This is a genomic window from Aeromonas molluscorum 848 (assembly GCF_000388115.1).
GTDB lineage: Bacteria > Pseudomonadota > Gammaproteobacteria > Enterobacterales > Aeromonadaceae > Aeromonas > Aeromonas molluscorum.
Genome location: NZ_AQGQ01000135.1, coordinates 1 through 10,974, shown reverse-complemented (window position 1 = coordinate 10,974; position 10,974 = coordinate 1). Strand labels below are relative to the sequence as shown.

The 10,974-nt window shown below is 57.5% G+C and carries 13 protein-coding genes; all 13 read right to left on the bottom strand.

The features are described from left to right. Positions 1-1,137 (bottom strand): phage tail protein (locus tag G113_RS20295; RefSeq protein ID WP_005906525.1); only part of this gene is annotated, 1,137 nt, incomplete at its 3' end. Then, complete coding sequence (locus G113_RS15575; RefSeq protein WP_005906524.1) at positions 1,137-2,798, bottom strand: hypothetical protein; 1,662 nt, start codon at positions 2,796-2,798, stop codon at positions 1,137-1,139. The genes G113_RS20295 and G113_RS15575, both read right to left, overlap by 1 nt. Positions 2,799-2,845: 47 nt before the next feature. After that, entirely contained in the window at positions 2,846-3,151 is a 306-nt protein-coding gene (locus tag G113_RS15570; protein ID WP_005906522.1) for a hypothetical protein, read from the bottom strand. A gap of 219 nt (positions 3,152-3,370) precedes the next feature. Continuing rightward, positions 3,371-5,080 carry a phage head spike fiber domain-containing protein gene (locus G113_RS15565; RefSeq protein ID WP_005906518.1) on the bottom strand — a complete coding sequence of 570 codons (1,710 nt, stop codon included), beginning with the start codon at positions 5,078-5,080 and terminating at the stop codon, positions 3,371-3,373. Between the two features lie 9 nt (positions 5,081-5,089). Continuing rightward, complete coding sequence (locus G113_RS15560) at positions 5,090-5,767, bottom strand: phage adaptor protein (RefSeq protein WP_005906517.1); 678 nt, start codon at positions 5,765-5,767, stop codon at positions 5,090-5,092. A gap of 12 nt (positions 5,768-5,779) precedes the next feature. Next, complete coding sequence (locus G113_RS15555; protein ID WP_005906515.1) at positions 5,780-6,361, bottom strand: hypothetical protein; 582 nt, start codon at positions 6,359-6,361, stop codon at positions 5,780-5,782. A 1-nt stretch (position 6,362) separates the two neighbouring features. Next, positions 6,363-6,800: a hypothetical protein gene (locus tag G113_RS15550; RefSeq protein WP_005906513.1), complete on the bottom strand. Its 438-nt coding sequence runs from the start codon at positions 6,798-6,800 to the stop codon at positions 6,363-6,365. A 66-nt stretch (positions 6,801-6,866) separates the two neighbouring features. Further along, the gene (locus G113_RS15545) at positions 6,867-7,256 is read right to left on the bottom strand and encodes a hypothetical protein (RefSeq protein WP_005906511.1); all 390 of its coding nucleotides are present in this window, start codon (positions 7,254-7,256) and stop codon (positions 6,867-6,869) included. Positions 7,257-7,321: 65 nt separating this feature from the next. Next, positions 7,322-8,539 carry a phage capsid family protein gene (locus G113_RS15540; protein ID WP_005906507.1) on the bottom strand — a complete coding sequence of 406 codons (1,218 nt, stop codon included), beginning with the start codon at positions 8,537-8,539 and terminating at the stop codon, positions 7,322-7,324. Between the two features lie 71 nt (positions 8,540-8,610). Continuing rightward, positions 8,611-9,543 carry a hypothetical protein gene (locus tag G113_RS15535; RefSeq protein WP_005906505.1) on the bottom strand — a complete coding sequence of 311 codons (933 nt, stop codon included), beginning with the start codon at positions 9,541-9,543 and terminating at the stop codon, positions 8,611-8,613. Between the two features lie 301 nt (positions 9,544-9,844). Further along, on the bottom strand, positions 9,845-10,444 hold the full coding sequence (locus tag G113_RS15530) for a hypothetical protein (RefSeq protein ID WP_152436076.1): 600 nt from the start codon (positions 10,442-10,444) through the stop codon (positions 9,845-9,847). Between the two features lie 67 nt (positions 10,445-10,511). Next, positions 10,512-10,709 carry a hypothetical protein gene (locus G113_RS21870; protein ID WP_005906501.1) on the bottom strand — a complete coding sequence of 66 codons (198 nt, stop codon included), beginning with the start codon at positions 10,707-10,709 and terminating at the stop codon, positions 10,512-10,514. Further along, positions 10,682-10,974 (bottom strand): portal protein (locus tag G113_RS21865; protein WP_005906499.1); only part of this gene is annotated, 293 nt, incomplete at its 5' end. The genes G113_RS21865 and G113_RS21870, both read right to left, overlap by 28 nt.

The window sequence follows — 10,974 nt, the reverse complement described above, 5'->3', positions numbered from 1 at the left end:
GTTGAGTTCTTGTCCGATCTCGGTGACCTTCTTCTGCTCTTCGGTGAACTCGCCCTTGGTAACGGTCTGGCTAAGGCTGGCATCAAGGCCATTGATGCGCTGCTCTGCCTCAGTGATGCGCTTGCCCTGGCCATCAACAGTGACATTGTCAGCCTTGCTGGTGATCTGGCCGGCTACGGCATCCAGTCCTTGATGAACTTCGGTGATGGAGGTGTGCAGCTCATCTCGCACTGCATTGACTGCATCCATCGTGATGCTGCCATTTTCGGGATCGACAACAAACACCGCGTCACGGAACGAGTCAAAATCACCTTTGTACTTGTCGAACTTGGCATTGAGACGATCCTGCACCAGACCAATTTCGATGCTCGAGTTTCCCAGCTGCTGCTGGGCATCATCCAGCAGGTCCTGAGCAACCTTCTGCCGCTCATCCAGTCCAGCCAACTCCTGCTCGATACTGGGGATCTTGTTCTCGATGGCGTCAACTTTAGGGCGGATCACCTCAATTTCATCGACCTTGGGTTTCAGGATAGTGACATCAAGCTGTAGCTGTGGGACAGCCTCAATGGGCTTGAGCAGCTCTTGCACGAGATGACTCTTTTCTATCTTGCCCTGAAGCTCATCCAGAATGTCCTGCACATCCCGGCTGGTTTCAGCCACAACACCCTTCACGCCCTGAAACGGGCCATGGTCATCTTTGCCGTTGACGAAACGCACCCAGTAGTAGAACTTCGCCCCCTTCCCAATCGCATCAGAGAACAGGTTTGCTGATGTGGTGCCTACCAGCACGGCATCGGGCTGGTTGTCTTTCTCCGCCCGCCAAATCTCGGCATGGGCATGCCCCCGGTACCGTGGCGAATCCCACTCCACCAGGACGGTGTGAAAAGCGCCATTGGCGATCACATTGACCGGGGCATGAGGAAACTCCATCTGGCCAGGAGGGAAAAGGTCAGGGTTCTTACCGGGGACGTAAATGCCGCCTGGCCCTGGACGAAGAGTGGACAACCCCAAGGCGGTCAACTCCCGGAAGGTAACAGCCTTGTCGAGCCGGTCACCACGCTGCCCTGTCAGCAGCTCTACGTTTTCAGAGGTTGCGGCTTGGTCCCGGCCAGCGCGGTATGCGGGTTTCTTGGCCATCAGTTCACCATCTCCGCCATGCTGCTCGCCAGCGTGATACGGCGTACCACTGAGGTACCGAAGACCTCAACCTGCCAGAAGCGGCCGCGCACTGGCGGTAGCCTGAACGCGCCATCCACAAGGTTGCCAGGAGACAGCTCCATCACTGGTTCACCATCAACAAGCAGCGTGATCCCCACCTTGGCAATATCCCCCGCCAACACCCGGCAACAGCTGAACGATGTTCCCTCTGGCGTCATGAAGAGTTTGGATCGCCACACGAACTGGCCATTACTGGCACTGCCGCCACGCCAAATCTGCAAACTGCGGCCCTTGGCCACGAAGAGGGAATCGCTCTCCATATCGGATACTGCTGCATCCCACCGGTTCGTCAGCTCACGGATGTCGCCACTCTTGGGGTCAAAGATGAATGCGTGTGTATCGGTCAGGGCCACATACTTGCCTTCGTGGTGCCATGCCCGCATGGTTTCTGGCTTCATGGCACGCCACTGCTTCCGGGTGATGACCTGCTCGGTGACCACTTGCCCGCCGTTGGCACCAACGCCTACCAGCCCATCTGGAGAGGCATAGAGCACCACTCCATCCATAGCGACCATAGAGCGTCCGCTGATGCAGGCCTGTGGCAGCTGACTCAGCTTCTGAGTGGTTACAGAGGCAGGGCTTACACCCTGCGCCAGATAGGGGTAACCCTTGGTCCCAATCACCAGAGTGGTATCGATGGCGGAGATCGCAACGATGTCGTGCTCAGTGGTCAGCCGGTACTTCTCCGGCCAGGCATAGGGCAGATACGGCTCGCACAGGTAAAGGGAGTTGCCAGCAAACCCAGCACACATGCCGTTGGCCATTTGGCAAAGCCCACGCAAGCCCTCGGGTGGCATGGTGTAGCCGTAAGTCTCCAGCACGGCACCCAGCTCCCCATCCGCCCGGTTATCGACAAACGACGCTTGAGCTATTGGAAGCTCGGCCACCAACAGGTAGTCGGCAATGCCGCCTCCTGACACAGACCGGTAGATCCGGCGCTTGGTGATGTTGCTGCTCTGGGATGTAGGCTGAGTCAGCAGCAAGGCAACAGACGACCCGGGGATCGTGATGGTGACTTTTCCGCTGGCTGGGCCGGGCGGCCCCTCCTCTCCCATCGCAGTCACGAAGGTGTCCACATAGAAGCGGGTTTCGTCATCAATGAGGTCGTCATCGACACCACCGGATGGCGGCGTGATTGTGCCCACTCCAACAGGAACGCCTGGGGCCGGAATACCAAGCCGGTACCACGCCGTCGGCTTGTTGGCTCCGCCAGTGGCGATCTGGGCATGAGTCACCTTGGGGTATTCACCATCCGTGTAATAAACCCGACCGTATGGATCCTGGGCAATTGGCGAGCGCATGGCCTCCACCACTTTGTTCCAGGCGAACCAGTGCTGACCATAGTGAAAGAGCGTAGTGGGCACGATAGGCAACTCCACGCCCGCGCTGGCGTCATCCTCCAACGGGGAGATAACGCCATGGTCAAAATGGCAGTCACTGGCAATCATCGCGACTTCATCAGACAAAAGGTGTGGCTCCACGCGCGGCATAGTCCCTCGCATGGTGACGATATCGAGTACGGGCATGGGGATCTCGGAGAAGCAGAAACGAAAAAGCCCCACTCGGGAGAGCAGGGCCATGATGGGTAAATCCTAACGCCGGGCGCGTCAGGAGGCAAGCGCTGGACTTAGGCCCACACTCTCACGGGCGTTTCTGGATAGGTGCGCTCGGCATCTAAGGCAGTGGCCAACGCCGCCAACCTGGTACGCACGTTGACGTGGTAACCAGGCGCGGGCGCCATCACTGGCACCACCTCCCCCTCGATCACCATGGTTTCGCCGGTTGGCTGGTAGATGGTGCCGATCACATCGAGTGCGGCGTCAGGGTGATAGAGCGCCCCGCTGTCGGGGTCTTGGCTAAAGCCCGCCGTCTTGAGGGCCAGCGTCATGGCCGACTTGCTGCCAGCCTTGAGGTACAGATCGATCATTGTCATGTGTCTTGTCCTTCCAGAAATACCAGCCGCCAGCGCGGCAAGCTGCCCAGAACAGCCAGGCCAGCATCGGCTTGCCCTGGGCAATCATGCACTGGCGCAAGCGCCGGTCAGCCTCAGCACGAGATACCCTGCCTTTGGCGCCATAGTCGTTGTCGTGCTGCTTACAGCAGCTGTTAGTACCAGGGGGAACGGGGCCAAGCCCCGTGCAGTAGTGGCGGGTCATCGCATGGCCTTGGCCTGCGCCTCTGATGCGGCGAAGTGCCAGACCTTCAAATCCCGGATGTGCATCCGTGGCATCGCCCGGACAAATGAGGCATCAGTTCCAATATAAAATTTCTCGTTGGAATATCCGCTTTCGTTGGAGCTGGAGCTCGTTACCGACTTAACGCCTGAAATCCACATTTCTGACTTATCACCCCGCCGGATCAACGTTATTCGGCGGGGCACCCCCATCGGCATAAGCGCCTGAAATTGTGTCGGGGACAAAGAGGCAAATGTTGTTGAGCCAACATAAAAGCGCGTTGACCCTGCGGCCCAAATGATGAATCGGCTCATAGCCGAGGGTAAACCAGACGCATAGAAGCAGGCATAGTCTGCGGGGTCATATTGGATGTCAGCAGTAAACGACAAGGTAAAGTCGCGGTTCAGCGGCAGCATATTCCCTAACTCTTGCAGCCAAACCTTATCTTGCTCTCGTCTAGTCTGCGCACCACTGCTCCGAACCCTTGAGGTGGAAACATTACCAAGCTCGACCTGAATGTCACCGACATCAAGCAGAGCAACACCAGCGGGAACAGCTGCGCCAGAATCTGAGCCAATATGGGGCCACACAAAGGCTTTTATTGTATTTTTACCTGCGGCCAGAACACCACTCATAACCAGGTCAACCGCCTGACCTTCAACAAGATCAATATAAAAAGAGCCAGGAGTCAGGTCATTACAACCTAACCTGACTCGATTAGCCGGCGAACCTGCAGGGCGGCGAACGGTAACGGTTACGGTATAGGGTTGCCCTTCGGTTGCAGGGGCTGACGGCAACCAGATATAACGACTGGCAGCCACAGCTGTTACAGAACGGAGCTGAGCATAATCACCACCCATTGCCGGGTCTGTCTGCTTTACCAGGATCGAGTTTTCAACGTTGTTACTCGTCATGTTCGAGCCGGTAAAATTGTACGCCGTGAACAAGTTGGTACTGGCCTTCTCAATCAACAGGCCCTGAGCCTCAAAGCGAGGAGCATTAATCGCAGCGTCCAGGCGCAGCCCCGTTGACTTGTCTACATAGGTCGCCCCTGTGATTCGTTCGAAGTTGGCCCGCTTTGCAACCGTCAGCTCCCCCACTTTCACATCACCACCAAAGCCGGTGATCATGCGCAAGTCATCATTCAGCGGCAGCCACACATCCGGCAAGGGCATGGCGGAATCCCTGACCACGTTGACAGCCAGATCGGCTGATGCCGCGGCCTTGTCCGCCTCGACCTTGGCGCGAGTTGCTTGCCCCTCCCCCGCGCTGGTAACTCGCTTCCACGGGATCATGGTGTGCTTTGTGCCATCCGGCGCGGTTACCTCGATGGTTGCCGCATCACTGGTCAGCAGAGCCTGGAAAGCATCACTCTGCTGCTGATATGCCCCCAGGGTGGCATTCAGACGGCGGGCAAACTCCGGGATGGAGTCTGTCCGAGATGTGTCGATGGCATAGGCCTTACCGGTGCCGGTAGCTCCCCGGTAAGCCTCTACCAGATAAAACACAGTATTCGACTCTGAGTAGTCCACCTCATACAGGTCTACAGCAGTGCCAGTCACCATCACCAAGAGGTGCCCTTTTGCGGCGGCATTCTTCGGATCGGCAAAGGTGGTCCCAGTGCCTACCACCTTCTTGCTCCCTTTGGTGACAGCAATGGTGCCATCACGCTTCCACACTCCAGCCATGCTGCCCCCTTACTGCCCGGTCACGCGGGAGAAGCCTTCGGTCTTGCGCTGCTCCATGTTGGCATCAACCTGGGTCTTCTCACCGAGTTGCTGCAGGTAGGCGTTGTAATGACCGACCGCCCGGTTGGAGTTGGCGCTGTATTCGGAATCCTTCGAGAAGGCCCGATACATGATGAAGTCGATCAGCGGGTTGATGTAGATGTCATCCAGATCGGCCAGCGCCGGGGTGCCTGCGCTCTCGACATCCGTCAGCACCTTGGATTGCGGGGCAACGGAGTAGATCACGTCCACCTTCACTGCAGCAGCCGGGCCTGGATAGAGATAGAAGTTCTTGGGGTCACGGTCGTCATAGGTGTAGGCCGCCACACTGGTACCGACCTTACCAGCGTGCCAATCCGGATAACTGTCATCCAGTGCTCGCCGCGGTACAAAGCGGATCACCTTGCCATCAGCATTGCGAAGTACCTCGATCAACCGGAGTGCGTCAGCCGGCAGGCTCTGCTTGGTACCTGCGGCACAGCTAAATTGCACGTTCTTGGTGTGGGCATCCGGACGCATCAACACGATCGCCTTGGCGGCGTCGTTGTAATAGTCCAGCAGCTCTTGCTTGGGCCAGCGAACCCAAGTGCGATCGTTGAGCAGGGTGTTTACCCGCTTGAGTATCGAGTCAACGGTAACGGTTGCCATGTCTGGGGTCCTTTAAAAAAATGAGTGCTTACGGGGAGGGTTGTGGAACTCGACCTGAGTAGGGGCGCTGTGCTGCTTGCGGAAGCGGCCAGCACGGCGCCACCCTTCAACAAACTCGGCGCGGTGGTAACCCGCACGCTTCGGGTCAGACCAAGGGCGATCTGGCTGGGCATAGAGCAGCGCGGCCACGCCATGGGCAATGGCCTCGGCATGATCGGTGTAGAGCTGAGCCGGCAGCGTCTTGCTACCCTTGAGCGGGGCAGCAGCAAACCAAACTCGCACGTTGTCCAGGTCAGTCAGCACGCTGATCTCGTTGGTCGAGATTGCGAAGTAGTCACGCCCGCTGACAAAGGGTGCGCCCCCCTCACCGGTCAGGTGCAGTACATTGCAGGAGGTCAGGCTATCGGTATCGCATACCGTCTCCAAGCTCCCTGCTGCTGCCGAGCGAATAAACCGGTCCAGGGTGATGAGCTCTGACTCGCGGCAGAAGGTAATGGCCGCCTCAGTGACGGCCTCCTCCAGCATGATCTCCAGCGGGCCAGTGATGTGCATCCTGACAGTTGGCAGGAACTGCTCACGCGGCACCATCTGCATATCAGCCCTCCTGCTCTGCCAGCTTGGCCTTCATGGCATCACGCACGCGCACACGGAAATCGCCGACCTTCTCTTGCGGGCCTTGCGGATCAAGGCGCAGATCCTCGCCTTCCACCAGGGTTGCCAGCTGCGCAGAGGTCAGCTTGGCCAAGTCGCGGTCCCCGACAACCATGCTCTGCTCTTCGGCCAGGCGTGCTTCTTCCGCAGCCAGGCGCTCAGCCTCTTCAATCGCAGCTTGTTCCAGCGCTTCCTGTTGGGCCTTTACTTCCCCCAGCTCTTCGGAACGGCGCCACACAGAGGGGAATTCCAACAGTTGCATAGCAATGTGGCTCTCAACATCCACCGACTTGTGCCGAGGGAACACCAGGCGAGAGCCGGTGACGGTGTCTTTCTTGCTCGGCTTGTCGCCGATGTAAACCACAGCAATCTTGTCGCTCACGGTTGTCTCTCCAATCCAGAAATAGAAACGCCCAGCACGGGGCCGGGCGCATAGTGATGGGCGGCCTTAGAGGTTGCCGATCACTTCGTAATGCAGTTTGAGCTTGGCGGTGCCTGTTGCCGTGCCGCCGCCAACGGTGAGACTGATCTCCTGATCCGCCTCAGTCATCAGGTCATCGACCGGGATGTACTTGGCCACCGCCGTCGCCGTGCTCTCGGCATTGATGATGGTGGTAGTACCGATCTTGGCGGTGATGGTGGTGCTGGCTCCCAGCGCACTAGTGAAGAGGGTCACCCCCACCACTTTCAGGTTGGGCTCCACCTTGTCACCGAACGCAACGACATCGCCGGCGGGCACAGCAGCCAGTTTGGCCACCAGGGTCGGGGAGATAGAGAGGTTGCCGAACGCGCCGACAAACCAGCGGTACGCTTTGGCGATCAGGGTAGTCTTGGCCATGATATGGCTCCTTGTGAGATCAGATAGTGAAGAGAAGGGGGCGGATAGCCCCCTGGGTTGGTGGCTTAGCGGCCGATGGCACTCACCGCGGTATCCAGCACCATGCAGCCGTGGTCCTGAATGTTGCCGTTGCGCTGCTTGAAGCGGATCTTCTGCAGACCGGACACCCAGTTGATGGACATCTCAGTCGCATTTCCGTGGTCGGTTTTCTCTTCGTGCATGCCAAAGGAGCCGCCTTGCTCGCCGGAGCCGAAGGCGTTGGCCAGCGCCTGGCCGCCCAGCAGCACGGCGCGGTCGATCAGAGTGTTGGCAACCTTGTCCACTTCGGCACCGGTAGTGGAGTTGGTCGCGCAAACCCGGACGGTGCTGCCCTGGTTGAAGCGGATCGGCATGCCCTTGTACTGCTTGACCAGAATTCCCCGCCACATGGCCCCTTCCCCGCGGAAGATGGGGTGGTTCCAGCCTTTGGCTCGTTCTGCCACTGCGGCCAGCATGGCATTCCAGTCTTTACCGGAGCTGGAGGTGTAGAAGTCATGCCACTGGCGCGGGGTGACGTAGAGCACAAAGAGCGGCTCACCACCAGACGGATCCGCCACCATGCGGATCGGCTGAATAGGGTTCGCCATCTCGGACAGATAGAGTGCCATGTTGTCCACGCAGCCGAGGTTGAAGCGATCTGCCGCGTCGATGGCTTCGAAGGTGGTCGCGTCACCACCGAAGAAGTGGCGCTCGTAGGTCGGCGCGGTCAGCGGGTTGATCATAATGTCGGCAAACTCAGCATCGTCCGCCAGCGGCAGAATGATATCGGTGGCCGCATAGTCGCCGCGTGCGCCGGCCAACTGAGCAAAGCCACGCTGGTCAACCAAGCGGCCGTAGTAGCCATCCGCTAGCAGTACTCGAGCGGTCTTGATCAGGTCGTGCTTGGTGCGCTTCTGGCTCATCTTGCCGCCAGCATCCACACCGTGCCGGGTCTGATTGATCTTGAGCGAGAAGTCAGCGAAGGACAGGCTCTCCAGGCGGCCAGCTAGCTTCTTGTCACCCATGGTCGGGCGGCCAGAGAGCTGATGGAACAACTGCATGTCCACTTCGGTACCGGCCTGCTTGCTCAGGTCGGTGATGCGCACAACGGGGGCACCAGCACTGGTCTGCTTGCCGCCATTGACCTTGGCACCCTTAGGCGCCTCTTCGGTCAGCATATTGACCAGGGAGTGCGAGCGGTTGGCGGCAGTGAACAGCGCCGCCTGCATAATCTTGTTGGCTTGCGCCGAGGTGACTTGGGTCATGATCCTCTCCTACATGAAAACAAAAACCCCGACACAGTGGTCGGGGTTGGCTTGTATAAACGGGTTGTTGGTTAGAGCCCGGCTTGTTCCAGCAGCTCCTCAATCTGGGCATCCGTCATTGCCCCCATCTCGGACGTCAAATCTGCCTGAGACATGGAGCCATAGCGGGCAACACCTGTTGCTGGTGCTTGATGGGTTTGGCCGAGCACCGAAGGGCTGGACGGGATAAAGTCAGCAGGCTTCTTGGCTTCCTTGCTGGGTGCCTTGGCTGGCGGTGGAGCAGTCTCCACTGCATCACCAAAGGCCAGCTTGGTGCGACGAGCGGCCTCTGCAAATCGCTCGTCCAGCGACTTGCCTTGCCACACAGGATCAACCTGGAGCTTTTCATCGACGATGATGGCGAAATCGAAGCGGTCTTGGTCCTTGTCCCGCCAATCAACCAGGTCAGGTACCGCCTGCAGCGCGGCCTGCACCGGATTGGTGGCTGGTTGAACCGGTTGTGCTGCTGGCTGTTCCAGTCGATGGATCTTGTTGGCCATCGCGGTCAGGGTCTTACCGATCTCCGGATAGTCCTGAGCCAGCTGCTCTACTTCCTTCAGGTCGAGCTGGTCCGGGTCGGCATCAGGGTTAATCCCGTGCTTCTCCAGCAGCGCTTGAAGCTTGTCCCGTTCGGCCTGAGCCTGCTGAGACTGGCCAAGCTGCTCACGCAGGGCCTTGTTCTCATTGCGAGCCTGCTCCAGCACGTCATACGGGATGGTGTGTTGACCGCTCTTGGCCAGGATCACCTTTTCAGGCGCCTTGGCCGCTTCACCTTCCTGCTCGGCGTTGGCCTCTTCAGTACCGGCTGCTACTTCAACCGCCGACGGCGCGGCTTCTACGTCCGTTTTCTCAGTAACAGTGCCATCAACCAGCTCAACATCGGGCGATTGCTCGATCTCCGCCAGCATGGCTTCCAGTTCTTCCAGGCTTTCAGTCCCGGTCAGGTTGTCGATGTTTGTATCCATGGTTGTCCTCGTGGGTTTTCAGTGGGTGGTATCGCTGCCCAAGCGGGGGATAGTTCTCGGGGAGAGCTCTCCCCGGCTGGGGCTGGGCACAAAAAAACCAGCTCGAGGCTGGTCTATAAAAAAGCCCGCGGGATGCGGGCAAAAGGTATAAGCACGGGAGTCAGTAGACTCATATCGAATAGTACAGGCTGGAGGATGTGCCGCTCTACTGTCATATTTCCCAAACAAAAAGGCCCAATCTCGAGAGACTGGGCCATGTTGAGGAAATCCTAACGCTACGAATTTAATTATGCAAGAGTTTCTATTTCCCACCTGCTTGTTGCTCACCCTCCACGCGGCCCTCAGGAATTGTCAGAGGAATTACTTGAGGCGCCTTGAGCTCTGTTACACTTTTTGTAGTTACTACCGGGCCTCCCACTCCCATGTTATTACCGTCAGATCGTTGCGTCACAGTGGTCTTAGCCTCAAGATTTGAGGCATATAAAAGCCATTTTTCTGCCAAGTTAGCTACGATCTGATCGTCCATACCATTCATTTGAAGTTGACAGAGATAGAACCCTCCAGCGATTAAAAAGGATGTTTTTTCTGTTGAAACATTAAGAGCCTGAGACAGTTTGATTGTTTCATTTTGAATCTTAACCATTTCCTCCGCTTTTTCCCTCGGCAGACCGGCTCTAATCAAGTTTGCGATAGAGTCATTAATGACAACATCATTCTTTGTTTGTTTATTTTCTGATGTTATTGCCAGTTGCATGCACATTTTCCGCCCTGCAGCAGGACTCACACCAGCTGAAAGATCACTATCCCACACAATGAGTGATGAACCATTTTTTTCTTGTATAGAGTATGTGCTACAACCAAATGAAAATAATGTAAGCAGCATACACAATAATAGTCTCATATAACCTCCTTGTTTATAGATGCCACACAAATGATAGGTTCAATTTTATTTAAAGGAGTGATCTCGCTCAAAGTTTGATGGTATCGATCTGCTGCTGAATAGTGTCCAGAAGCTGGGCCTGTATGGCCGCCTGCTCGCCCTGGATGGTCTGCTGCTCCGCCGCCAGCCGTTCCATTTCCTGCAACGTCTTGCCGGTCTGGGCCTGCTTGAGGGCATCCTCGAACCGGATAGAGTCAGTCAGCTTGGCGATGCGCAGGGCCTCCACTTGCCACTTGGCGGCTTTGCCTCCAACTCGGCCAACTTGGCCTGCATCTCGCGCATGGCCATCTCCTGCTCCATCTGTTGCTGCTGGGCCTGCTGCTCGGCGGCGGCACGCTCCTCGTCGGTCATCTCCTCTGGGTCCTTCTGGATGTTCAGCGCTTTGCGCACTCGCTCCACGAACTCAGCCTTGCGTGGCACATCCATCAGCTCAACCAGCAGGTCAAAGCAGGCACCTGCTGCCTCTGGCGGTAGTTGCGACATGGCCTGGG

Bases quoted from the DNA above. Each gene is read 5' to 3' on its own strand.
- G113_RS15575 (WP_005906524.1), bottom strand. From the start codon at position 2,798: ATGGCCCTGCTCTCCCGAGTGGGGCTTTTTCGTTTCTGCTTCTCCGAG.
- G113_RS15570 (WP_005906522.1), bottom strand. From the start codon at position 3,151: ATGACAATGATCGATCTGTACCTCAAGGCTGGCAGCAAGTCGGCCATG.
- G113_RS15565 (WP_005906518.1), bottom strand. From the start codon at position 5,080: ATGGCTGGAGTGTGGAAGCGTGATGGCACCATTGCTGTCACCAAAGGG.
- G113_RS15560 (WP_005906517.1), bottom strand. From the start codon at position 5,767: ATGGCAACCGTTACCGTTGACTCGATACTCAAGCGGGTAAACACCCTG.
- G113_RS15555 (WP_005906515.1), bottom strand. From the start codon at position 6,361: ATGCAGATGGTGCCGCGTGAGCAGTTCCTGCCAACTGTCAGGATGCAC.
- G113_RS15545 (WP_005906511.1), bottom strand. From the start codon at position 7,256: ATGGCCAAGACTACCCTGATCGCCAAAGCGTACCGCTGGTTTGTCGGC.
- G113_RS15540 (WP_005906507.1), bottom strand. From the start codon at position 8,539: ATGACCCAAGTCACCTCGGCGCAAGCCAACAAGATTATGCAGGCGGCG.
- G113_RS15535 (WP_005906505.1), bottom strand. From the start codon at position 9,543: ATGGATACAAACATCGACAACCTGACCGGGACTGAAAGCCTGGAAGAA.
- G113_RS15530 (WP_152436076.1), bottom strand. From the start codon at position 10,444: ATGAGACTATTATTGTGTATGCTGCTTACATTATTTTCATTTGGTTGT.